Origin of the sequence: Streptomyces sp. NPDC041068 (genome assembly GCF_040647455.1) — a bacterium.
Lineage (GTDB): Bacteria > Actinomycetota > Actinomycetes > Streptomycetales > Streptomycetaceae > Streptomyces.
Genome location: NZ_JBEZCG010000001.1, coordinates 438491 through 462012, shown reverse-complemented (window position 1 = coordinate 462012; position 23522 = coordinate 438491). Strand labels below are relative to the sequence as shown.

At 71.4% G+C, this 23522-nt stretch carries 22 protein-coding genes and 1 riboswitch; of the genes, 13 read left to right on the top strand and 9 right to left on the bottom strand.

What is annotated here, in order from left to right:
• Positions 1-762 (bottom strand): response regulator transcription factor, encoded by a 762-nt coding sequence (locus AB0B50_RS01755; RefSeq protein ID WP_362323923.1) that lies wholly within the window; start codon positions 760-762, stop codon positions 1-3.
• Positions 763-885: 123 nt separating this feature from the next.
• Between AB0B50_RS01755 and AB0B50_RS01750 the strand changes: the two genes are divergently transcribed.
• The 3 genes from AB0B50_RS01750 to AB0B50_RS01740 are packed head-to-tail and all read left to right on the top strand — an operon-like array spanning position 886 to position 3076.
• A complete protein-coding gene (locus tag AB0B50_RS01750; RefSeq protein ID WP_362323921.1) occupies positions 886-1623 on the top strand; it encodes a glycosyltransferase family 2 protein in 738 nt (245 codons plus the stop codon).
• Positions 1623-2282 (top strand): DUF2064 domain-containing protein, encoded by a 660-nt coding sequence (locus AB0B50_RS01745; protein WP_362323919.1) that lies wholly within the window; start codon positions 1623-1625, stop codon positions 2280-2282. The genes AB0B50_RS01750 and AB0B50_RS01745 overlap by 1 nt, the downstream gene beginning before the upstream one ends.
• Positions 2279-3076 carry a methyltransferase domain-containing protein gene (locus tag AB0B50_RS01740; protein WP_362323917.1) on the top strand — a complete coding sequence of 266 codons (798 nt, stop codon included), beginning with the start codon at positions 2279-2281 and terminating at the stop codon, positions 3074-3076. The genes AB0B50_RS01745 and AB0B50_RS01740 overlap by 4 nt, the downstream gene beginning before the upstream one ends.
• A 382-nt stretch (positions 3077-3458) precedes the next feature.
• On the opposite strand, the gene AB0B50_RS01735 is transcribed toward AB0B50_RS01740, so the two are convergent.
• Positions 3459-4736, bottom strand: coding sequence for a molybdopterin-dependent oxidoreductase (locus AB0B50_RS01735; RefSeq protein WP_362323915.1), 1278 nt, complete (start codon positions 4734-4736; stop codon positions 3459-3461).
• 113 nt (positions 4737-4849) lie between these two features.
• Here AB0B50_RS01735 and AB0B50_RS01730 point away from each other — a divergent pair, with 113 nt between their 5' ends.
• Positions 4850-6229, top strand: coding sequence for a hypothetical protein (locus tag AB0B50_RS01730; protein WP_362323913.1), 1380 nt, complete (start codon positions 4850-4852; stop codon positions 6227-6229).
• A 46-nt stretch (positions 6230-6275) separates the two neighbouring features.
• Here AB0B50_RS01730 and fabG read toward each other — a convergent pair whose 3' ends face one another.
• The 4 genes from fabG to AB0B50_RS01710 form a co-directional block, all read right to left on the bottom strand.
• Entirely contained in the window at positions 6276-7073 is a 798-nt protein-coding gene (fabG, locus tag AB0B50_RS01725; protein ID WP_362323910.1) for a 3-oxoacyl-ACP reductase FabG, read from the bottom strand.
• Between the two features lie 172 nt (positions 7074-7245).
• Positions 7246-8448, bottom strand: coding sequence for an MFS transporter (locus tag AB0B50_RS01720; RefSeq protein WP_362325016.1), 1203 nt, complete (start codon positions 8446-8448; stop codon positions 7246-7248).
• Between the two features lie 197 nt (positions 8449-8645).
• Positions 8646-9332 carry a response regulator transcription factor gene (locus AB0B50_RS01715; protein ID WP_362323908.1) on the bottom strand — a complete coding sequence of 229 codons (687 nt, stop codon included), beginning with the start codon at positions 9330-9332 and terminating at the stop codon, positions 8646-8648.
• A complete protein-coding gene (locus AB0B50_RS01710; RefSeq protein ID WP_362323905.1) occupies positions 9329-10660 on the bottom strand; it encodes a histidine kinase in 1332 nt (443 codons plus the stop codon). The genes AB0B50_RS01715 and AB0B50_RS01710 overlap by 4 nt, the downstream gene beginning before the upstream one ends.
• Before the next feature lie 221 nt (positions 10661-10881).
• On the opposite strand from AB0B50_RS01710, the gene AB0B50_RS01705 reads away from it, so the two are divergent.
• Together AB0B50_RS01705 and AB0B50_RS01700 are read left to right on the top strand one after the other, a co-directional pair.
• A complete protein-coding gene (locus tag AB0B50_RS01705; protein ID WP_362323903.1) occupies positions 10882-11574 on the top strand; it encodes an ABC transporter ATP-binding protein in 693 nt (230 codons plus the stop codon).
• Complete coding sequence (locus tag AB0B50_RS01700; RefSeq protein WP_362323901.1) at positions 11571-13991, top strand: FtsX-like permease family protein; 2421 nt, start codon at positions 11571-11573, stop codon at positions 13989-13991. Before AB0B50_RS01705 ends, AB0B50_RS01700 begins: the two co-directional genes overlap by 4 nt.
• A 114-nt stretch (positions 13992-14105) precedes the next feature.
• On the opposite strand, the gene AB0B50_RS01695 is transcribed toward AB0B50_RS01700, so the two are convergent.
• Together AB0B50_RS01695 and eno are read right to left on the bottom strand one after the other, a co-directional pair.
• Entirely contained in the window at positions 14106-14525 is a 420-nt protein-coding gene (locus AB0B50_RS01695; RefSeq protein ID WP_362323899.1) for a TOBE domain-containing protein, read from the bottom strand.
• Positions 14526-14871: 346 nt separating this feature from the next.
• Positions 14872-16206 (bottom strand): phosphopyruvate hydratase, encoded by a 1335-nt coding sequence (eno, locus tag AB0B50_RS01690; protein ID WP_362323897.1) that lies wholly within the window; start codon positions 16204-16206, stop codon positions 14872-14874.
• A 215-nt stretch (positions 16207-16421) separates the two neighbouring features.
• Between eno and AB0B50_RS01685 the strand changes: the two genes are divergently transcribed.
• The 3 genes from AB0B50_RS01685 (at position 16422) to AB0B50_RS01675 (ending at position 18946) form a co-directional block, all read left to right on the top strand.
• On the top strand, positions 16422-16844 hold the full coding sequence (locus AB0B50_RS01685) for a MarR family transcriptional regulator (RefSeq protein WP_362323895.1): 423 nt from the start codon (positions 16422-16424) through the stop codon (positions 16842-16844).
• Between the two features lie 172 nt (positions 16845-17016).
• Positions 17017-17304, top strand: a complete 288-nt coding sequence (locus AB0B50_RS01680; RefSeq protein WP_362323893.1) for a hypothetical protein — start codon at positions 17017-17019, stop codon at positions 17302-17304.
• A 631-nt stretch (positions 17305-17935) separates the two neighbouring features.
• Positions 17936-18946: a sporulation protein gene (locus tag AB0B50_RS01675; RefSeq protein WP_362323891.1), complete on the top strand. Its 1011-nt coding sequence runs from the start codon at positions 17936-17938 to the stop codon at positions 18944-18946.
• A 398-nt stretch (positions 18947-19344) separates the two neighbouring features.
• Here the strand turns inward: AB0B50_RS01675 and AB0B50_RS01670 are convergent, their stop codons facing one another.
• Entirely contained in the window at positions 19345-19941 is a 597-nt protein-coding gene (locus AB0B50_RS01670) for a histidine phosphatase family protein (protein WP_362323888.1), read from the bottom strand.
• Between the two features lie 85 nt (positions 19942-20026).
• Positions 20027-20179: riboswitch (cobalamin riboswitch) on the top strand.
• 36 nt (positions 20180-20215) lie between these two features.
• Here AB0B50_RS01670 and AB0B50_RS01665 point away from each other — a divergent pair.
• From AB0B50_RS01665 to AB0B50_RS01650, 4 genes are all read left to right on the top strand, one after another.
• Positions 20216-20437 (top strand): CbtB-domain containing protein, encoded by a 222-nt coding sequence (locus AB0B50_RS01665; protein WP_362323886.1) that lies wholly within the window; start codon positions 20216-20218, stop codon positions 20435-20437.
• 24 nt (positions 20438-20461) lie between these two features.
• Positions 20462-21220: a CbtA family protein gene (locus tag AB0B50_RS01660; protein ID WP_362323883.1), complete on the top strand. Its 759-nt coding sequence runs from the start codon at positions 20462-20464 to the stop codon at positions 21218-21220.
• A gap of 92 nt (positions 21221-21312) precedes the next feature.
• Complete coding sequence (locus AB0B50_RS01655; RefSeq protein ID WP_362323881.1) at positions 21313-22872, top strand: hypothetical protein; 1560 nt, start codon at positions 21313-21315, stop codon at positions 22870-22872.
• Between the two features lie 5 nt (positions 22873-22877).
• The gene (locus AB0B50_RS01650) at positions 22878-23516 is read left to right on the top strand and encodes a hypothetical protein (protein WP_362323879.1); all 639 of its coding nucleotides are present in this window, start codon (positions 22878-22880) and stop codon (positions 23514-23516) included.
• Positions 23517-23522: the final 6 nt, after the last annotated feature.

Here is a 23522-nt window from a genome sequence, read left to right as displayed (position 1 = left end):
TCAGCCTTCGGCTCGTGACGGTCGGGGGTGGTCCTGCTCCGGGCCGTCCACCGCGTCGAAGCGGTAGCCGACGCCCCACACCGTCTGGATCAGCCGGGGCCTTGCCGGGTCGTCCTCGACCTTGCCGCGCAGTCGGCGGATGTGGACCGTGACGGTCGACAGGTCGCCGAACTCCCAGCCCCACACCTCGCGCATCAGCTCCTCGCGGGCGAACGCCCGTCCGGGGTGGCGCAGGAAGAAGGCGAGGAGGTCGAACTCGCGGACCGTCAGGGCGAGTTCGGTGCCCGCCTTGGTGGCGCGCCGGGCCGCCTCGTCCACGCCGACACCCGCGGCCCGCAGCGGTGCGGCGGGACCCTTCGGCGCCGACGCCCGGCTGCGCCGCAGCACGGACTCCACGCGCAGGACCAGCTCGCGGGGGCTGAACGGCTTGGTGACGTAGTCGTCGGCCCCTATCTCCAGGCCGAGGATCCGGTCGTCCTCGTCACCGCGGGCTGTGAGCATGATGACCGGCACCGGCCGCTCGGCGCGCAGCCGACGGCACACCTCCAGGCCGTCCATGCCCGGCAGCATGAGGTCGAGGACGACCAGATCGGGCCGACGGGCCGCCGCGCACGCCAGCGCCGCGGGGCCGTCCTCGGCACGGTCGACGGCGAGGCCCGCACGTTCGAGGTAGCCCGCGACGACTTCGGCGACGGTCGGGTCGTCGTCCACGACGAGCACCCGGAGGGTGTCGCGCTCGGGTTCCTGGGGTGGTGACTGCATACGGCCAGCGTCGCATCCGGCGCCCGCGGGACGCGCGTTCCGGCTCTCCCCGGCCCCTGACGTCCGCGTTTCGTAAGGTCTGCAAGTCCGATATGCCCTTTTCTGCCTCGTAGGGTGAGCGGCATGCCCCTCTCCCCTTCAGCAGATCCTGACGCGCCTGGCGTACGCGCCGTCCGGGTCGATGTCGTCCTGCCCTGTCTCGACGAGGCCGCGGCGCTGCCCTGGGTCCTGGAACGCGTTCCCCAGGGCTGGCGGGCCGTCGTCGTCGACAACGGCTCCACCGACGGCTCGGCGGACATCGCGCGCTCCCTCGGCGCCACGGTCGTGCACGAGCCGCGGCGCGGCTTCGGTGCCGCCTGCCACGCCGGCCTCCTGGCGTCCGACGCGGACGTCGTGTGCTTCTGCGACTGCGACGCCTCACTCGATCCCGGACTGCTGCGTCCTTTCGTACGCGATGTGGCGGACGGAGCGGCCGAGATGGTCCTCGGACGGCGCCGCCCCCAGGAACACGGCGCCTGGCCCGCGCACGCCCGCGCGGGCAATGTGGCGCTGGCCAGGATGCTGCGGCGCCGCACGGGCCTGCGTCTGCACGACCTCGGCCCGATGCGGGCGGCCCGGCGCGAGGCCCTGCTCGGGCTCGGGCTCACGGACCGGCGCAGCGGCTATCCGCTGCAGATGGTGGTGCGCGCTGCCGACGCGGGCTGGCGCATCGAGGAACGCGACGTCCCCTACCTGCCGCGCACCGGGAAATCGAAGGTCACCGGGACATGGCGGGGGACCTGGCACGCGGTGCGCGACATGCGAGCGGTCCTTGCGGAGCCGCCACGGGCCGCGGCCTCGATCCGGGCGGAGGGCACGTGATGACCGCGAACACCACTCTGCTCGTCATCGCCAAGGAGCCCGTGCCGGGCAGGGTCAAGACCCGCCTCACCCCGCCCTACTCCCCCCAGGAGGCGGCCGAACTGGCCGCGGCGGCCCTCGCCGACACGCTCGCCACGGTGCGCGCGGCGCCCGCGTCCCGCCGCGTCCTGGTGCTCGAAGGGAAACCGGGCCCCTGGCTGCCTTCCGGCATCGACGTGATCCCGCAGTGCGCCGGCGGCCTGGACGAACGGCTCGCCGCCGCCTTCGCCTCCTGCACCGGTCCTGCCCTCCTCGTCGGCATGGACACCCCCCAGATCACCCCCGCGCTCCTCGCGCCCGCGCTCGGTTCCGACGCCTGGCGGGAGTGCGACGCCTGGTTCGGCCCCGCCGTCGACGGCGGCTTCTGGGCGCTCGGCCTGGCCGCGCCCGACCCGGGACTGCTGCGCGGCGTCCCCATGTCGAGAGCCGACACCGGGGCCCTTCAGCGGGCCCGGCTCACCGATGCCGGGCTGCGCGTGCGCGACCTGCCCCGCCTGCGCGACGTGGACACCGCCGATGACGCAGGGCTGGTCGCCGCCGCAGCGCCCCGCGGCCGTTTCGCCGCCGCGCTCACCCGACTCACCGCCGCGTCCGGCTCCCCCGCCGGGAGCGGCCGATGAGCACCACCGTGCCGCCCGCCACCCGCACCACCGGATCCGCGGCCGCTCCCTGGCGCACGGACCCGTACGCCAACGCCCTGCGCAACGGCCGCGGACCGCTCTTCCTGCGCCGTCGCGACGGCTGGCTGCTCCCGCTGGACATCGAACGCTGGTGCGCGGCGCCAGGACCTGCGGACCTCTCCGCGCTTGACCGCTGCGAGGGCAGCGTCCTCGACATCGGCTGCGGTCCCGGCCGTCTGGTCACCGCTCTGGCGGCCCGCGGCGACCGGGCCCTCGGCATCGACGTCAGCGAGGCAGCCGTCGAGCACACGCTGCGGCTGGGCGGCGCGGCCCTGCTCCGCTCCGTCTTCGACCCGCTGCCGGGCGAGGGCCGTTGGCGTACCGCACTGCTCATCGACGGCAACGTCGGCATCGGGGGCGACCCCGCCGCGCTCCTCGCACGCGTCGCCGAACTCCTCTCCCCCGGCGGCCTGTTGATCGCCGAGACCGCGCCGATGGACGTCGACGAGTGCGTCGAGGTGTACGTGGACGACGGGCGGGGCTCACCGGGCGAACCGTTCGTACCGTTCCCCTGGTCCCGGCTCGGGACCACCGCCCTGCTGCGCCACGCCCGTCGGCACGGCTGGCAGCCCGTCGATCAGTGGAGCTCCGAGGGCCGCTGCTTCCTCGAGCTGCGTCGCCCCCGCACCGTACGCACCACCCGCCACAGGGCGGCGGCCGCGAACAGCGCGGCCGTGACGAGCAGCCAGCGGGTGAGGAACACGCCCGCGGACAGCCCCGTCGAGGACGCGTAGCGCTCGACCTGACCGGTGATCAGCGGGAACCAGACCAGCAGCAACAGGCCGGACAGGAAGGCAGGTACGCGGAGGAACGAGACCCACTGCTGCCGGGCGGCGGCCCGCAGGGCACGGTCGGCCAGCGCGTACAGCGGCACGAACAGCAGATCGTGCACCACCGCCGCGCCGACGAACCAGACGGCGACGAGCAGCCAGTCGTCCGCGAGCAGACGCACCCCGGCATAACCCGCGACCGCGAACGAGGCGAGCAGGACGAGAAGTTGCAGCGGGCTCTCGCCGTACCACCGCCGGAATCGGTTCGTCATGGCGGAGCCGTTCGTCATGGCGGAGCCGCTCGTATTGCCGGAGCCGCTCGTCATGCCGGCGTCGCGACGCGCGGTCATCGCAGTCCTCCGAAGGTCAGAAGGGACACCCATTTGGTGTTGAGCACGCCGGGCGCGGCCGGGACGATGATCCGTGCCGGATAGCCGTGGTCCGGCGACAGCTCTTCGCCGTTGACCTGCAGGGCGAGCAGGGAACGCGGATCGCGGACCTGGTTGTCGCGCAGCGCGGCCTTGCGGAACGCGCCGCGCCGTTGCAGGGACTCGACGAAGACACCGGGCGCCGTGTCCTCGTCGTATCCGACCATCGCGGCGAGGTCCCGCAGGCGCACCCCGCGCCACCACTGGTCCGACGTCGACCACCCCTCGACGCAGGCGATGGGCAACGCCGCGCTGTGCGAGGGAAGTCGCATAAGGTCGTCCCGCGAGAGCCGGACGGAACCGCCGGGGCCTTCGACGACAAGGCGCCAGGCCTTCCCCATGTCGACGGGACCGACCCCCACCTTCGCGGCCGTCTTGTTGATCTGGAACCCGTTCGGCCCGCTCCCCGGATCCGCGCCACCGTGCGGGGCGAAAAGTGCGGTGCGGCGCAGAGGGCCGTCGAAGCTCTGGCCCGCCGTCGTCACGAACAACAAGGCGGAGCCCGCACCGACCATGCCGAGTGCCCCGCGCCGGGACACGGTCGGCTCGGCGGGGCGCGGGGACACGAGGCCGCCTTCCTCGTCACGCTCGGGGGCCGGGTCCCGCAGTCGGGCTCGGAACCCCTGCTCCCGCAGGACACGCACCGCCGTGGGCAGCCGCAGCACGACATGCGCCACGAGGGCCCCGAAGAACACCCAGGCGCCGTAGAAGTGCAGCGGGTAGAAGGACCCCGGGAAGAGGTACTCCAACTGGACGTTGAGCACGCCGGTGACGAACTCGAACAGGGCGCCGCCGACCAGCAGGAGCAGCGACAACCGCTCCAGGGCGTGCCCGACCGAGCGGGCCGGAGGCAGCGCGAAGAGCTTCGGGATCACCGACCACAGCTTCGCGAGCAGCACCGGGATCAGCGTGATGCCGACCGTGACGTGCAGGCCCTGGTTGAGGCGGTAGAGCCAGTGCGGGTCGGTGGGCCAGTCGAAGAGGTAGAACCCGAGCAGTCCCTTGTCGGGGGTCTTGTCGTTGACCGGCGACAGGTTCGGGTTGTACGCGGCGTACGACAGCAGACCGGTGACGAACAGCAGCGTCAGACCGGCCAGCAGGACGACGCCGAGGACCGAGGTGAGCCAGGGGCCGCGCAGCGGACTGCGCCAGAATCCAGGAGCGGCCGGGGAGGTGTTCCGTGGTGCGGAAGGCATGGCTCGACCGTATGCCGCACACCGGCCCGCGACGGGTCCGCGACTCATGACGAAACACTGACGTCCCGCCGTGATCGTCCTGTCAGGGACCGGTCTCCGCCTAGCGTGCAGACGTGAGCACCACAGAACGCACCGGCAGCACCACCGAACGGACTGGCAGCCGCCGCGACCTGGCCGCTGCCGGATTCGGGGCCCTCCTCGTCGCCGCGGCCATCGCCGTCGGAACCCGCATCGAGCGGGCTGACGGCTCGCTGCACCTCAACTGGCCACCGCTGTACGCCAGATGGGACCCGCACATCGGACCGGGCACCCCCGCGGCGCTCACCGTCGCCGCGGTCGTCGTCGTGTACGCCCCCTCCCTCGCCGCCAGGCTCCCCTGGCGATCGCTCCTCCTGGCCGCCTGGGGCACATCCCTGGCCTGGATCTGGTCACTGGCCCTGATCGACGGCTGGCACCGCGGCGTGGCGCGGCGGCTCACCACCAAGTACGAATACCTCCAAGTCATCGACCGCTTCGACGACATCCCCGCGACGCTGCGGGACTTCACCCGGCACATCCTGATCGACTCCCCCGATCACTGGCCCGCCCACACCGCGGGGCACCCGCCGGGCGCCACCCTCACCTTCGTCCTCCTCGACCGGATCGGGCTCGGCGGCGGCGCCTGGGCCGGGGCCTTCTGCATCACCGCGGGCAGTACCGCGGTGGTCGCCGTCCTGATCACCCTGCGCGCGCTGGCCGACGAGGCGACCGCCCGCGGGGCCGCGCCCTTCCTCGCCCTCGCGCCCGCCGCGATCTGGGTCGGCACCTCCGCGGACGGCTACTTCGCCGCCGTCACCGCCTGGACGGTCGCCCTGCTCGCGCTGGCCGCGACGCGCACGACCCGCTCCCCCGCCGCCGCGGCGCTGGGCTCCGGGCTCCTGTTCGGCCTCACCTGCTACCTCTCCTACGGCCTGACCCTCTTCGCCGTCGTCTGCGCCGCCGTCCTGCTCATCGCCCGCACCCTGCGCCCGGTCCCGCTCCTGCTGGCCGGACTCGCCCTCGCGCCGCTCGTCTTCACCCTCGCGGGCTTCAACTGGTGGGAGGCGTACCACCTGCTCGTCGAGCGCTACTACCAAGGGGCGGGCGGCATCAGGCCGTACGGCTATTTCGTGTGGGCCAACCTCGCCTGCACGGTGCTCGTCGTGGGCCTCGCCTGCGTCGCCGGGCTCCGCAGGACCCTGGCGTCCGCGCCGGCCGCGGTCCGGCACCTGGTCTCAGGACGGACCACGACCACCGACCGCCTGACCACGCTCGTCCTGGCCGCCCTGCTCGCGCTCGCCGCCGCCGACCTGTCCGGCATGAGCAAGGCGGAAACCGAGCGCATCTGGTTGCCCTTCGCCACGTTCCTGCTCGCGGCCACGGCCCTGCTGCCGCCCTCGGCCCGCCGGTACTGGCTGACCGCGCAGGCCGTGCTCGCCCTCGCGCTCAACCACCTGCTGTTCACCGGTTGGTGAGGGGGCATCGGATGGTGAGGGGGGCATCGGTTGGCGGCGTCCGCGCCTACCCGGTCGTGGTGAGGGCGTCGAGGGATTCCGGCAGGGTCTGGCCGCCGTCGATGGTGAGGGTCTGGCCGGTGATGAACGCGGCTTCGTCGGAGGCGAGGAAGAGAGCAGCCTGGGCGATGTCCGCGGTCCCGCCGAGTCTGCCCAGGGGAATGGAGGCCGTCATCTGCCGCAGGTAGTCCTCGCCCATCGCGTCCAGGCCCTCGGTACGGATGTTGCCGGGCAGCACGGCGTTGACGGTGATGCGGTGCGGGGCGAGTTCCAGGGCCGCACCGCGCAGGAAGCCGAGCTGGCCTGCCTTGCTCGCGCCGTAGTGGGACCAGCCGGGGAAGCCGGTGGTCGGGCCCGTGATCGAGGAGGTGAGCACGATACGGCCGTGGCCGGCCCGTTCCATGGCGGGCAGACAGGCCCGCACCGCGAGCATCGACCCGCGCAGGTTGACCTGAAGGACCTCGTCGATGTCGGCGGCCGTCATCTCGCGCAACGGTTTCTCGGGGAAGATCCCGGCGTTCGCGCACAGCACGTCGAGGTGTCCGTGACGGCGTTCGACCGCCGCCGCCATCGCCTCGATCGCCTCCGGGTCGCGCAGGTCGACGCCCAGGCCGCACACCCGGCCCCCGGTGGTCCGGGCGAGGTCGTCGGCCACCTTCCCGGCCGCCTCGGCATCCCGGCCCGTGAGGGCCACCGCCGCGCCCTGCCGGGCGAAGAGCTCCGCGATGCCACGTCCGATGCCGCGCGTTCCGCCGGTCACGACGACGGACCGGTCCTGCCAGGGCGTGCGGGGGGTGAAGCTCATGCCGTGCGATACCTCGCTGTTCCTCGTCGCCTTTTGCATTCGACTTCTCCGTTCAACGCCCATCGGGCCGACCGGCCCCGGGGCAACAGCCACCGTAGGGGCAGCCCGCACACCCAGGGCCCACATTCGGCCTCGTCGGACGGTGCTTGCGTCGCCCCCCCCCTGATGGAGCTCATCGGATTTCCCTGCCGGCAGGTTCCTCAACCGTGTTCGGAACACGGTCGGTTGCGCCCCGCCCCTCCACCTTGCGCAGGTTGCGTATCGCCGGCACGGACAGCAGCGCCACCGCCACGCCGACCGACATCACCGCGCTGAACCCCAGCACTTCGCGCGCCCCGAAGATCTCCGACGCGGGGCCCGCGAGGGCCTGGCCCACGGGCAGCATCGCCACCGATCCGGCCACGTCGTAGGCGTGCACCCGGCTCCGTACCTCGGTCGGCACCTGTGTCAGGACACTGGTCGTCCACATCACACCCCAGAAGGCGTTGGCCGCACCGGCGGCCGCGAGCCCCGCGGCGATCAGCGGCACCGGAAGCCCGAGCGCCACCGACGCGGGCTGCAGCCAGTACAGCAGCAGCGCGAAGGAACCGGCCCGCAGTGGCCGCACCGGCCGCACCCGCATGGCGACGAGCGCACCGGCCACCATGCCCGCGCCCATGGCCGAGTTGACGAGCCCGAGCGTGCGGGGGCCGTGCTCGGCGACGACCTCGGTCGCGATCAGCGGGACCATCGGCCCCCAGGACAGGAGCATGAGGGCCATCCAGATCACGATGACGCCCCAGAGCCAGGTACGGGACCGGAACTCCTGCCAGCCCTGGACCAGGTCGGACCGGAAGGACGTCCGCGCCAAGTTCTCCTTCGCGGCCACGGAGCTGTCCGCCGCCGGGAGCCGCAGCAGTGCCAGACAGACGGCACTCGCCAGGTACGTGACGGCGTACGCGAGGAAGATCCCGCCCGGCTCGGTCAGCCCCACGAGCGCACCGGCCACCGCAGGGCCCGCCATGGTCATCAGGGACTCGACGGTGCGGATGGCTCCGTTCGCCCCCTGCACATCCGCGGCGATCCGCGGGATGAGGGTGGCCAGGCCGGGCTGGAAGAGCGCGCCGCAGACGCCGTTGACGGCGGAGAGCAGACAGATCTGCCAGACGACGATGTGGCCGGTGAAGAAGAGCCCGGCCATGACGACCTGCACGACGACGCGTACGACATCCGCGCCGATCATCAGCGCCCGACTGTCCACCCGGTCGGCGATCACCCCGCCGAAGACGATGAACCCGGCGAAGCAGGCCGTCATGCTGGCCAGCACGGCCCCCACCACCCCGGCCCCGTATCCGCTCAGGACCAGCCCGGCGGCCAGCGCCACCGGGGCCATCATGTCGCCGAGCCGGGCGACACCGCGTGCGGCGAAGAAGAGCGAGAAGTTACGGGACCACAGGCGCCCTGGTGCTATGGACAACTTCCCGGTCCCCTCACGCTCTCCGGTCTCCCCGGTCCCCTCGCGCTCTCCGCACTCTCCGGTCCCCCCGATCCCTCCGGTCCCCCCGGAAGAACCGGGCGATCTTCGGGCCACCCCTAAGCACCCCCGCCCGGCGCTATCAGCCCCGTCTCGTAGGCGAACACGACGGCCTGGACCCGGTCGCGCAGGTCCAGCTTCGACAGGATGCGGCCGACGTGACTCTTGACCGTGGTCGGACTGAGGAACAGCCGGGAGGCCAGCTCGGCATTGCTGAGGCCCGTCGCGAGCAGGCGGAGCACCTCGAGCTCGCGCGGGGTCAGGCCGGACAGATCGCGGTGCGGGGCGACGGTCCGCGGTTCGTCGTGGGGCGCGAAGCGTTCGATCAGTCGACGAGTGATCGTGGGCGCGAGGAGGGCATCGCCGGTCCGCACCAACCGCAAGGCGGAGACCAGGTGTTCGGGGCTGACGTCCTTGAGAAGGAAGCCGCTGGCGCCGGCCGTGAGCGCGGCGTACACGTAGTGGTCGAGGTCGTATGTGGTGAGGATGATGACCCGCGTTCCGTCCGGACCGGCCTCGCCGACGATGCGCCTGGTGGCCTCGATGCCGTCCATCTCCGGCATCCGGATGTCCATGAGGACGACGTCGGGGCGCGTACGGCGGACCGCCGCGACAGCCTCGGCCCCGTCGGAGGCCTCGGCGGTCACGTCGATGCCGTCCGCGGACAGGATCATCTTGAAACCGGTGCGTACGAGGGCCTGGTCGTCGGCGATGACGGCGCGCAACGGCGGCTGCTCCACGGTCATACGGCGCTCCGCGGGATGCGGGCCCTGACCCGATAGCCACCGGCACCCGTCGGCCCGGCCGTCAACTCGCCCTGATAGACGGCCAATCGCTCGCGCAGCCCCATATGGCCACGGCCGTTGCCCTCCACCGGCGGGGCGCCCTCGCCGCCACCGGTGTCCGTGACCTCGATCTCCAGACAGTCGCCGATGCAGCCGATGGTCACGAACGCCCGGGCGCCACGCGCGTGTTTGATCGTGTTGGTCAGCGCCTCCTGTACGACGCGATACGCCGCGAGGTCCACCCCCGGCGGGAGCGGATCCGGCGGCAGCGACACGTCGATGCCCACGGCGGTCCCGGCGGCGCGCACCCGTGCGACCAGCGCGTCGAGCTGCGCAAGTCCGGGCTGGGGTTCCAGGCCGTCGGGTCTCTCGTCGTCCGGGGCGGCCAACAGGCCCATCACATGGCGCAGTTCGGCCATGGCGGCCCGGCCACCCGCCTCGACGGCCAGCAGTGCCTCCTTCGACTGCTCGGGCACCGTGTCCATCACCTTGCGGGCCGCGCCCGCCTGGATCACCATCACGCTGACATTGTGGGTCACGACGTCGTGCAGTTCGGCGGCGATGCGGGCACGCTCCTCCTCCACGGCCCGGCGCGTGGCCTCCGCCTGATCCTCCTGCAGCTTCGCGACCCGGTCCCGGCTGGACGCGAGGCGCAGTTGCAGGAAGCGGACCAGACTGGCCAGCATCCCGGCCACCAGGAGCACGAATCCCGGGCTGGACCAGCCCGGGAGCACAGGATCCGCGTTGCGGAAGGCGATGCCGGACAGCGCGGCGGCGATCACCAGGACGGCGATCGCCGTTATCCGGTAGCGGCTGTACACCACGGCGCTGTAGGCGCCGATGACACAGGCCAGGACGGTGATCCACGAGGCGGAGCCGCCGATGGCCAGCGCCGCGCCGAAGACCACCACGAACAAGGTCAGCGGATACCGGCGCCGGGCCGCGAGCGGCAGCGTCGACAGGACGACAAGGGCCCAGGGCACGGAGGAGGGCTCGTCCGCCACGGATGCGTGACCGGGGTCGGGGGCCTGACCGAGGTCGGGTTGGTGACCGGGGGCGGGCGGCGGGGGCGGGGCCGGAACGCCGGTCCCGACGTCGGTCTGCGGGCTGACGTCCACCGGCCCCTCGCCCGGATAGTGGACCGCCACGAACAGGGCGATGACGGTCAGCACGACCGCCAGCACCACATCGGCACGCACCGCTCGCCGCGACAGCGGGGCCGAATCCGCCTCCGGGCGCAGGGCGTCGATGAGCTGCTGATGCCGGCCGCGCCGGTCGTCCGTCTCCATCCGCTCATTGTGCTGCGCTCCCCGCCCGGCCCGCGTCCGCCTGCCTGACAAGGGAGTTGTCCCAGAGGCCTCCTCCTCAGGTAGGACTCCGCGGCCGATTCCTCCGCGGGAAGGGCCCGATGTCGGTTCCGCGGCCGAGGCGCCCGCCGCCCGGCCGCCTCTAGGTTCACCGGGCCGACTACGGCTTGTGCCTCTCGCTACCGCAAGGACGGACACCTCGTATGCATCCAGTGATCGAACTGAAGGGCGTGACGAAGCGCTACGACAGTGCCGGTGCGCCGGCGCTCGGACCGCTCACGCTCAGCGTCGCCGAGGGTGAGGCCGTTGCCGTGACGGGCCCTTCCGGCAGCGGCAAGTCCACGCTCCTGAACCTCGTCGCGGGACTGGACAGACCGACCGACGGCGCCGTGATCGTGGCCGGGCGACGGATCGACCGGTTGAGCGAGCACGCCCTCGCCCGGTTCCGTCGCTCGCACATCGGCATGGCCTTCCAGTTCTTCCATCTTCTCGACGACCTCACCGTCGCCGACAACATCCAGCTCCCGGCCCAGCTGACCGGGAGCGGCCGACGCAAGGCCGCGGCCCGCGCGGGTGAGCTCATGGAGATGCTGGGCATCCAGAGGCATGCCCGCGCCTACCCGGGCCGACTGTCCGGAGGCGAACGCCAACGGGTCGCGGTAGCCAGGGCGTTGGTCAACTGGCCCGCGCTGCTGCTCGCCGACGAGCCCACCGGTGCGCTCGACACCGCCTCGGGCCACGACGTCCGTGATCTGCTGATGGATCTGCACCGCGCGGGACAGACCATCGTGCTGGTGACGCACGACCCGGCGCTGGCGGAGGCCTGCGCGAGCCGCACGGTGCACCTGGTCGACGGTCGCGTCGCCCTCGACTCGTCCGCGCGGGCCGTCCGATGAGCCTGTTCGGCACCGGCGCGCTGGGCCGGGTCGTGCGCTCCGGGGTCGGCCGACGGCGGGTGCGGACCGTGGTGATCGCCGTGGCCACATTGATGGCCGTGGCCTCGGCCGTGGTCGCCGGGTCGCTGATGGTCGCCGCGGCCGCGCCCTTCGACCACGCCTTCGGGAAGCAGCAAGGGCCGCACATCACCGCGCAGTTCGATCCGGACCGGGCGAGCCCGGCGCGGCTGGCGGAGACCGGACATCTGGTCGGCGTCACCGCGAGCGCGGGGCCGTACCCGTCCACGACGTTGCGCCCGGTGGATCGGGCGGGCTTCCGGATGCCGACGCTGACGCTGGTCGGGCGGTCCGGTCCGGGTGGCGACGTGGACCGTGTGGATCTGAGGTCCGGTCGGTGGGCTCGGCATCCGGGCGAGATCGTGCTCGCCTCCTCGTTCGAGGGCCCCGCCATCGGGCTCGGCGCCACCCTCAGGACTTCGGACGCCACGAACGCCCGTCCTCTCTCGATCGTCGGCTTCGCCGTGTCCGCAGGCAGGACCGCCGACGCCTGGGCGATCCCCGCGCAGGTCGACGCGCTGGCTTCGGAGGGCGGCCCGGTCACGCGTCAGATGCTGTACCGCTTCGGCTCCGCGAGCACGAAGGGGCAGATCCTCGCCGCCCGGGAGAAGCTCGCCGCCGCCGTGGGACCCGACGCGCTCCTCGGCATCCAGTCCTGGCTGGACACCAAGCGCGCCGCTGACCGAGGTGCGGCGGCGACCGTCCCGTTCGTGATGGCCTTCGGCGTACTCGGCATCGTGATGTCGGTGATCATCGTGAGCAGCGTGATCAGCGGTGCGGTCGGCGCAGGCCTGCGAAGGATCGGCATTCTCAAGGCCATCGGCTTCACTCCCCGTGAGGTCGTACGCGCCTACGTGGCCCAGGCGTTGATCCCGGGGTGCGTGGGCATCGCCGTGGGGATCGTCCTGGGAAACCTCCTTGCGGTGCCGCTCCTGTCGGACACCGAGGAGGCGTACGGCTCCGTCCCGCTCTCGGTGGCCTGGTGGGTGGACGTCGCGGTGGCTGCCGCCGCCCTGGTCGTCGTGGGTCTCGCGGCGCTGATTCCGGCGCTGCGGGCCGGAAGGCTGCGTACGGTCGAGGCCATCGCGGTCGGCCGGTCGCCGCGCACGGGGCGCGGACTGTGGGCGCACCGGGCCATGGGGCTGCTGCCGCTGCCGCGACCGGTGACCTATGGTCTCGCCACCCCCTTCACGCATCCGGTCCGTACGCTCGCCATGCTGTTCGCGGTGGCGTTCGGTACGGTCGCGGCTACCTTCGCGGTGGGGCTGACCTCGTCCCTGACGGCGATCGGCACCTCGCAGGACCCCGAGAACCGCGCCGCGGTCACGGTCACGACGACGAAGCCGATCAACATCGCTCCCCCGCCGCCTCCGCCAGTGGGGGCCGGAACGGCAAGCCCGTCTCCCGCGGACGGCAGCGCGCCAAGCACATCCGAACGCCCCGCCCCTGCCGACCCGGCGAAGGTGCAGTCTGCCATCAAGTCGCAGGCGGGCACAGGGTCGTACTACGCCAGGGCGGAGACCGAAGTGGCCGTGGCCGGGATCTCCGGCTCGGTCCGGGCAAGCCTCTACGCGGGCGACGCGCGCTCCGCCCGCTACGAAATGATCTCCGGGCACTGGATCACCGGCGCCGGGCAGGTCGTCGTACCCACACGCTTCCTGGAAAGGACCGGTACCGAGATCGGTGACACGGTGCGGGTGACGTACGAGAAGGAGACCGCGGCCCTGCGAATCGTGGGCGAGTCCTTCGACACCTCGGGCGACAAGCTGGAGATCCACGCGGATATGGCCGACTTCGCGTCTGCCGAGCCGAGCACGTTCCTCGTCGACGTGGAGCCCGGCGTCTCCGCCGACGAGTACGCCCGAAGGCTCGCCACGGTCGTACAGCCTCTCGGCGGCGACGCCACGACCAACACCCCCTCCGGGCAGGAGGGCGTCCTCCTCATCATGTCCGCGATGGCGGTGCTGCTCACCCTCATGCTGATCTCCGTGGCCGCCCTGGGCGTACTCAACTCCGTTGTCCTCGACACCCAGGAACGCATCCACGACCTGGGCGTCTGCAAGGCGCTCGGCATGTCACCACGGCAGACCATGAGCCTCGTACTCTCCTCGGTGACCGCGATCGGCGCCATGGGCGGCCTGATCGGCGTACCGACGGGGTACGCGCTGCACGGCCTGGTCATGCCGATGATGGGCCGCGCCGTGGGCACGACTCTCCCGACACCGATCGTCGACGTGTACGCCCCGCTCCACCTCCTCCTGCTGGGCCTCGGCGGGGTGGTGATCGCGATCCTCGGCGCACTGTTCCCGGCGGGCTGGGCGGCCGGGGCGCGCACGGCCGAGGCACTGCGCACCGAATAGCGTTCGCCCGAGCGGCACCCGGCGGAACGCGAGCCTCCGAGCCCTGAACTGCCGAAGGCGGCGGCCCTCGCACCTTCCGGTGCGAGGGCCGCCGTCGACGCGTACGCCGGTGGATCAGGCCGTGGCGAGCGAGACCTCGGTCGACTTGATCAGCGCGACGACCGAGGACCCGGACGCGAGGTCCAGGTCGGCGACGGCGTCCTTGGTGATGGCCGCGGTGAGCGCGCCGCCCTCGACGTCGACCTTGACGGAGGCCATGGCGCCGCCGGTGGCGACGTCGGTGACGGTGCCCGCGAGTTGGTTGCGGATGGAGAGGCCCTGGACCGGGCCGGTGGCCAAGGACACCTCGGTGGACTTCACGAGGATCTTCACCTCGGAGCCCTCGGCGAGGCCGAGCTCCTTGACGGACTCGGCGGTGATCGCGGCGGTGACGTCCTGGCCGCCCGCGAGGCGGACCTTGACGGTCGCCATGGCCTCGCCGGTCGTGATGGACGCGACGGTGCCGGGAATCTGGTTGCGGATGCTCAGGGTCATGGGTGCTGCCTCACGGAGTCGTTCGGAGTAGCCGGAAAGGAGGGACAGGAGGAGGGTGCCGACCTGTCGTGCCCCTGAAGGTATTACGCCCGGAAACATCCTGTTGTGCACGCATCGCATCCGCGAGGCGGATGTGATCACCGGGCTGGCAGATCAGACAGGGACCGCGGTCACCTCTGATCTAGCCCGGTTGGGGACCGATACGGGCCCGGCATGGACCGGCGTGGGCCTTCCATGAGCCCGGCACGGGCCTCGCATGAGCCCGGCATGGGCCTCGCATGAGCCTCGCATGAGCCCGGCACGGGCCTCGCATGGGCCTGGCACGAGACCGACACGGGCTCGCTGCTCACACCCGACGCAGCACGGAGCGACCCGCGAAGTGCGCCGCGTCGCCCAACTCCTCCTCGATCCGGATCAGTTGGTTGTACTTCGCCGTGCGATCCGAGCGGGAGAGCGAGCCGGTCTTGATCTGACCGCAGCCGGTAGCCACCGCCAGGTCCGCGATGGTGGTGTCCTCCGTCTCGCCCGAGCGGTGCGACATGACAGCCGTCCAGCCCGCCTCGTGGGCCGTGGCCACCGTGGCGAGCGCCTCGGTCAGGGTTCCGATCTGATTGACCTTGACCAGGACCGAGTTGCCGACGCCGGTGCGGATGCCCTCGCGCAGCAGCGTCTCGTTCGTGCAGAACACGTCGTCGCCGGTGAGCTGACAGCGGTCACCGACGCGGGTCGTCAACTCGCGCCAGCCGTCCAGGTCGTCCTCCGCCATCGGGTCCTCGATGGAGACGACGGGGTAGGCGTCGATGAGCTCGGCCAAGTAGTCGGCCTGCTCGGAGGGGGTGCGGCGCACCCCCTCGCCCGTGTAGTGGTACACGCCGTCACGGAAGAACTCCGACGACGCCGGGTCCATGACCAGGCCGATGTCCGTGCCGGGGCGGTAACCGGTGCGCTCGATGGCGCTCATCACGAAGTCGAGCGCTTCCTCGGCGGTACGGAGCGCCGGCGCGAAGCCGCCCTCGTCGCCGACGCCCGTGGAGTGCCCTGCGGTCAGCAGGTCTCGACGCAGGGTGTGGAACACCTCGCTGCCCATGCGTACGGCCTCGGCGAAGGTGCCTGCGCCCACGGGCGCGATCATGAACTCCTGGAAATCCAGCGGATTGTCCGCGTGGGCACCGCCGTTGACGATGTTCATCATCGGCAGCGGCAGCAGGTGGGCGTCGGCGCCGCCGAGGTAGCGGTAGAGGGGCTGCCGGTGTGCAGCCGCGGCAGCCTTGGCCGCGGCGAGGGAGACGCCGAGGACCGCGTTGGCGCCGAGCCGGGACTTCGTGGCGGTGCCGTCGAGGGCGACCAGCGCGGCGTCGAGACCCGCCTGGTCGGTCGCGTCCCGGCCGCGCACGGACGCCGCGATCTCTCCGTTGACGTGGGCCACCGCGCGGTCGACGCCCTTGCCGTGCCAGCGCGCGGAGTCCCCGTCGCGCAGTTCCACGGCCTCGCGGGCACCGGTGGAGGCACCGGAGGGGACGGCCGCGCGCCCCAGGGACCCGTCCACCAGGACGACGTCGACCTCGACCGTGGGATTACCCCGGCTGTCGATGATCCGGCGGGCGGTGACGGTCTCGATGACGGCGTCGGCGTTCTTGGTGGGTTCGGTGTTCTTGGCGGGTTCGACTGCCTGTGCGGACATGGGAGTTCCTTCCCGTTGTCGTGTGCCGTGGCCCCGGCTGCGACGACGCTGGCGCTGAGCCCGACAGAGCAAAACCATACAGCAATGCTGTTCAGTTTTGCTGCACAGCATTGCTGCGCAGTACTGCTGTACAGCAATGCTGCACACCACTGCTGCACACCACTGCCGTGCAGGTCAGGTGCACAGCTTTGCTGGCCAACGGGATAAAGTGCCCTATGCCCACCTCGGAAGCCGCCGCGATCGCCGCTGAACTGCGCACTGCGATGGGCAAGCTCACCCGACGCGTCAAACACGAGGACCGCATCCCGCTGGGCCAGGCCGCCGTGCTCGGCGCACTCGACCGCAACGGCGCCATGACGACCAGCGACCTCGCCGCCGATCAGCGCGTACGCCCCCAGTCGATGGCCCGGTCGGTGGGCCTGCTCATGGAACAAGACCTGATCACACGCCGGGCGCATCCCACGGACGGCCGCAAGTCACTGGTCGAGCTGTCGGACGCGGGCCGGGCCGCGCTCGAAGCGGAGCGCGGCCGCAGGGCCGGGTGGCTCGCCCAGGCCATCGAGGCCGAACTCACGGACGAGGAGCGGACGTTGCTGGCACAGAGCGCCGCCCTGCTGGAGCGGCTCGCGACGCGCTAGGCGCCCCGCAGGAGACGTCCGCGTCGCCGACCGGCTCCCGCAGCATCCGTCCGGCCTTCCCAGAAGTGTCCAACAACTCAAGTCGGTCCGAACAAATGCACCGGAAAGCCGGTCGCCGGACCCTCCGGCGACCGGCACGCGGCGGCGACGGGCGCCGCGCCGACTGGTCCGCGTGGCGACCCGCGTCAAGGAACAGCCGACCGACAACACACGACTGCTCGCCGCGGCATTCCTCGTCAATCCGGTCGTCATTCTCGGCATCGGGGCGGTCCGGTACGCCAAGGGCGGGGACATCACCCACAAGTTCGAACTCGAACCCGAGGGCCCAGGTGAGGAGTTCGTCTTCGAGTTGGGCCGCGACCACAAGAACACCCTCCTCACGCTGCGCATGAAGGCGGAACCCAACTGCGTGCTGGACCTGTCGGTGACCTCGGCGCACGTGGACGACTGGCACGGATGACCGACATTAGCGACCGATATTGGCGACCGACATGAACGACTGACAACGACTCGACGGGCCCCGCGCCCTCGGACGGAAGCCGCGACGACGGCGCCGACTCGCAGAGGACTGACAGTACGATCCGGCATCGCGCCGACGGCCGCGCTCGGTCTGGCCGCTGCAGCGGGCTGCGGCGATGACGACAGCGAGGACAAGAGGCCCATCCTCCGGGACACCTCCAGGACACCGCGCACATCGCAACTGCGTTCGATCAGCCGGGACTCAACCTGTTCGCCGGCCACCGCAATCGCGGCTTCGACATGGGCATCGCCTACCGCCTGGGCGAAGAACTCGACTTCATAGGCCCCTACCTCACGACGCCGCAGGGCAGCGTCGACGCGGTGTTCAGCGACGAGGCACTGCTGTACGGCTACATGGAGCAGCAGAGGAAGAGAAAGGCCCCTCAAGGCGGTTCCGGACGTCACCATGGGCCTTCTCAACCGGCACAAACCCGGTCCGCACGACCTGAACACCTACCCCTCCCGCCACCCCTCATGGGTGCTCGCCTGCGACTCGAAGCGGCCTCTATACTTCTACAGCCCTGTAGATAAGGGCTTTTGACGAACGATCACATGAAGGAGTGGACGCCGCGATGGTGTTCAAACGGCTGCTCGGCTCGCTCGGTGTGGGTGGCCCCACGGTCGACACGGTCCTGGACCCGGGTGCGGTCCAGCCCGGTGGCAGTCTGTCGGGTCAGGTCCATCTCAAGGGCGGCAACGCCGACTTCGACATCGAGCACATCACCCTGGAGCTGGTAGCCCGGGTCGAGGCCGAGCACGAGGGCGGTGAGAGCGAGGGTGTCGTCACCTTCGACCGGTTCACTGTCGGCGGCGGGTTCCGCCTCGCCGCGAGCGAGGAGCGCAGCGTGCCGTTCAGCGTGACGCTGCCCTGGGAGACCCCCGTCTCGGAGTTGTACGGGCAGGGTCTCGGGATTGTGCTCGGTGTGCGTACCGAACTGTCGGTGGCGGGCGCGAAGGACAAGGGTGACCTGGACCCGCTCACCGTGCGCCCGTTGCCCGTACAGGAGGCGATCCTGGAGGCCCTCGGCCAACTGGGTTTCGGCTTCCGGTCCGCCGACCTGGAGTACGGCCGCATCGGCGGTACCGGCCAGCAACTTCCCTTCTATCAGGAGATCGAGCTCACCCCGGCCCCGCGGTACTCCCACGCCGTCAACGAGATCGAGCTGACCTTCCTCGCCGGCCCCGGGGGCATGGAGGTGGTCCTGGAGGCGGACAAGCGCGGCGGGGTCTTCTCCTCCGGCCATGACACCGTCACCCGGTTCGCGGTGGGCCACGACGAGGCGGCGCGCGCGGACTGGAATGGCGTGGTCGACGGCTGGATTCGGCAGGTCATCGAGCACCGCTCGTCGTACGGCTCGCACGCCGCGTATGGACACGGTGACCCCTATGGCTCGGGGAACGGCCACGGCGAACACCACCACGGGCGCGAGGATCACCACCGCTCGGGACCCGGCATGGGCACCGTCGTCGCGGCCGGCGCGGCCGGGCTCGCGGTCGGCGTCGTCGGCGGCATGGTTGCGGCCGAAGCAGTCGACGAGGTGGGCGACTTCTTCGAGGGCGACGACGAGGAGGACGAGGGGTAGTCGGCGCACACAAGGACATCAGGGAGCAGACCTGAGGCATCCGACCTCTACGTCAGCGCCTGACGACACGGTTCTCCCCCTTACGGTCCCCCGCTGCCCGCACGACTACGCCATCGCATGCGGGCGGCGGTCCGCGCCTCGTTCTCGGCGCTCTCCGAACTGGCCCTCTCCGCAGGCGAGAGGGGATCGTGGTTGTCGGCCCGAGAGTCAAGCCCCCTTTCCGACCTGGGGGGGCATCGTGGCCGGGTAGGGATTGAGCAAGGAAGTTGGGCGGTCGGCCGCTGAGTCCGATCAGTGCGGCCGGTGTTCGGCGCGGGACACCACGCCCTCGGCCCCCCGGCCCTGCCGAGCAAGGCTCCGCCGTACGCCCTCTCACGCCGACCGCATCTGCGTACCCTCTACGCACCACTGTCAGGTGGGCCCGGCGCCCGCTCGAGAGACTGCCCGAACCGAATGTTCCAGCGCCCGGCTCGTCCGCTGAGCTCCGTCGCAGTCAGGGGCGGCACGTCGATCCGCCAGAACGCCGACTGGGGTGCCCCGAGCACCCGTACCCCCGCGGCTCGCACCACTTCCGGATCCACCACGGCCGTGCTCCGCCCTGGCGACTCTGCGGCCCCGTCCAGCCAGGCCGAGATCCGATCACAGAAGTCCCGTACCGACTCGCCACCATGAGGCGCCGAGTCCGGATCCGCCAGCCACTGGCTCACCGCCTCCGGTTCCCGTGCGCTCACCTCGGCCAGGGTCGCGCCGCGCCAGCGCCCCACATCGAGCCCGACCAGTGCGGGTACGACCGCGGCGTCCAGACCGAGGGCCTCGGCCGTTTCGCGGCAGCGCACCGAAGGGGAGACCCAGGCACGGTCCCCCGGCGGCAGACCCTCGGCCGAGGCCCGCGCACGCCTCAGACCAGAAGCATCCAGCGGGCACCTGTCGTCGAAGCGCGCCTCCCGCAGCGCCCCGCTGATGGCGGGTGAGATCAACACGACTCGACTCGTCACACGTCCGTCCCGCTTCTCAACATCATTGCTGCCCGCGGGACTTCACGCCCCGTGCACCCCATGACCGTGCTCCCTCACGCCCTTGGCCTCCTCTTCCCTGCGCGGTACCTTCTCGTCGATATCGACGACGGGTTCGCGGAAGCCGGTGGAACTCCGGCACGGTCGCGCCACTGTAAACCCGGTCCTCACCCCTGGGTGGGCCGCGTGAGTCAGACCCGCCCCGCCGTCCTGTGCACCACCGAGACGGGACGCGAGTTCCCCGGGAGGGCCTGCCATGGCGCAGTCTGCCGCTCAGCCGACCACCACCCCCACCGCCGTACCAGCCAAGCTGCCGATCGGCGCCATCGCGCCCTGGGCGGTCTTCTTCGGCATCCTGATGCTGGTCCTGCTCTACTTCGTCGGCGTCGAGCAGGGCGCCACATCCGTGATGAGCGGCCAGGACGTCCACGAATGGGTGCATGACGCCCGCCACCTGCTCGGCTTCCCCTGCCACTGACGGCAGCGGAGAGTCGTACAGCCCATGAACTCTGCAACTGTCCGCAACCTGCTGGTGCGTGGCATGCTCGCGGGACTCGCCGCGAGCATGCTCGCCCTCGCCGTCTCCTACTTCTTGGGTGAGCCAGGCGTCGACGCGGCGATCGCCTTCGAGGAGGCGCACGCCCACGAAGACGAACACGGCGCGGAAGTCGTCAGCCGCACGCTGCAGTCCACCGCCGGCCTGTCAACCGGTGTTCTCGTCTATGGAGTCGCCTTCGGCGGGATCACCGCCCTCGCGTACTGCTTCGCGCTCGGCCGCATCGGGCGCTTCGGGCCACGCGCGAGCGCGCTGCTCCTCGCGGCCGCCGGTCTGATCACTGTGTACGTCGTGCCGTTCCTGAAGTACCCGGCCAATCCGCCGGCCGTCGGCGACCCCGACACGGTCGGACGGCGCACCGCCCTGTACTTCCTCATGATCGCGCTCGGCGTGCTGCTCGCCGTCGGCGCGGTGGTCCTGGGCAAGCGCCTCGCACCACTGCTGGGCAACTGGAACGCCACCATCGCCGCGAGCGCGTTCTACGTCCTCGCCGTTGGGCTCGCCTACGTGTTCCTGCCGTCCTTCAGCAAGGTCCCGGAGCACTTCCCCGCCGCTGCGCTGTGGGAGTTCCGGCTGGCGGCGATCGCCGTCCAGATCACCCTGTGGACCGCCTTCGGGCTGGTGTTCGGAGTCCTGGCCGAACGCGCACTGGCCCCTGCTACGGCGAGCTCGGAGGGGGGAACGGAGACGGTCGTCAAGGGCTGACGGTCAGGAGCCGGAGGAATACTCTCTTCGTGAACGGCAGGGCCGACGCTCCCCTGAACGGTGGAAGCCGACGCTCCCCTGAGCGGAGGAATGTGACAGCACGACCTCGCGTCTTCATGGCCTTCTCCTCACGCGCGCCCGCGGACGCAACGCTCGCCGCCCGGCTGACGGCGGTACTCCGGGCGCGAGGCGTCCCGGTGGCGGCGCGGGCGGACGACACCTGCACGCACTTCCTCGCGATCCTCTCCGGGACCACAGGCACGTCCACGTCCGCCTCCACCCCGGCCGAACGGGACGTGGCGGAGCAGATCGCGAGCGCCGTGGAGAGGCGGCGCTCGCACGGCACCCCCGCGCTGTTCCTGCTGGCACCGGACGGCACCGACCTCGGCCGACTCGCCGCGCCCGTCGGCCCGTTCCGCCGCATCCGGTGGCACGACGGGTTCGGCGCGCAGGTCGATGAGGTGGCCCGCGCCCTGGACGTACCGGTGACACTGCCGAGCGGTGCGGCCGGGCTGATCGACGACAAGACGGCGGGCTTCCTCGGGCGCGAGTACGTCTTCGACGCGATCGACGACTTCGTGGGCGGGCCCGCGGGGCGCGGATACTTCCGCCTCGAGGGTGATCCGGGCGACGGCAAGACAGCGATCATGGCCGAGTACGTGCGCCGCACCGGCTGCGTGGCTCACTTCAACGTACGCAGCCAAGGCATCGTCGGTGCCCGGCAGTTCGTGACGAACCTCGGCGCCCAGCTGCGTGCCAAGTACGGCATCGCCGCCCCGGCCGACGCGGGCGACACAGGCCGCTACGGCGAACTCGTCGGCCGGATGCTCGCCGAAGCCCGTGCCGCTCTGCCCGACGACGTGCCGCTGATCGTCGCGGTGGACGCCCTGGACGAGGCGGAGCGGCAGGAGGAGTCGGACGCGGTGAACGTCCTGTTCCTGCCGCCCGTGCTGCCGGCCGGCGTGTACGTCCTGGTCAGCAGCCGCCGGGCCGAGGTGCCGCTGCGCATCGAGACGGCGTGGAGCCGGTACGACCTGGGCGAGCACCTGAGCGCCGCCATGGTCGACATCCGCGACTTCCTGACGCGCACGGGCGGCTCCCACTCCGAACTGGCGGCGTGGCTCGCATACCAGCGCATCCCGCTGGGCCGGTTCGTCGACGTCCTCGCCGAGAAGAGCGAGGGCAACTTCATGTACCTGCGCCATGTGCTCCCGGAACTGAGCGGCGGCCTGTACAGCGACCTCGACATCCAGCAGCTGCCCCACGGCCTCGAGAACTACTACGAGAGCCACTGGCGGCTGATGGGCATGACCGCGCGGCCGTCCCCGCGCACCAAGATCTGGGTCGTGTACGTGCTGTGCGAGGTGGCATCACCGGTCTCGATCGCCCTGCTCGCCAGGGTGATGCGCGAAACCGACGCGCGGGCGGACGCCATCGGGATCCAGGAAGTCCTCACGGATTGGCGGCAGTTCCTCCGCCGGGAGAGCACTCCGGACGGTCCTCGCTTCAGCATCTACCACAGCAGTTTCCGGGACTTCCTGAAGAAGCAGGACACCGTTTCCAGCGCGGGCGTGAGCATCAAGGGCATCAACGAGGCGATCTCCGACGTGCTGTGGGAGAACGAGTACGGGAACGAGCACGGGGAGGACTGAGGCGGTTGAGCGGAACCGGTCACGCCGACACGGCCCACTCCGACGCGATGCACGCGGCCGCGGACTTCGGGAGCGTCCCCGACTGGGTAGGCGCCGTGGGAACGGCCGCGGCCACCCTTCTACTTGCCGTGGGGCTGCTGCGGGAGATCCGGCGGCGCCGCCTCGACGACGCCCGCGCGGCCGCGGAACGACGGGCCGCGGAGGCCAACCAGGCGCGCCTGGTGAGCGTGCTGTTCCGGGTGCGCGGCAGCGGGCGGCGCGTCGAGTGCGTGGTGCGCAACGACAGTTCCGAGCCGATCCGGGACGCGGTCCCGTGGCTCTCCTGGACCGATGATCCGGCCGACGGCCTCCACGTCCCCGAGGTGCACGTCGAGCCCGCCGTACCGCTGTTGGGCCCGCGTGACACGGCTGAGACGACCGTGTCCGTCGCCGACGGCGCCGGAACGCCCGCGGGCCCCTCCTCGGTGCGGTGCGCGATCGCGTTCACGGACGCCGACGGGCGGCGTTGGATACGTGCGGCCACCGGTGCTCCGATGGCCGTGGTCGACGGCGAGTTGCAGGCACTTACGCTTGCTGTCGGGGCCGCCGGTCCTGGGGGGCCTGTCGGCCCTGCGGGTCCTGGACAGGGCGTAGGTGCCGACTGACGGCGG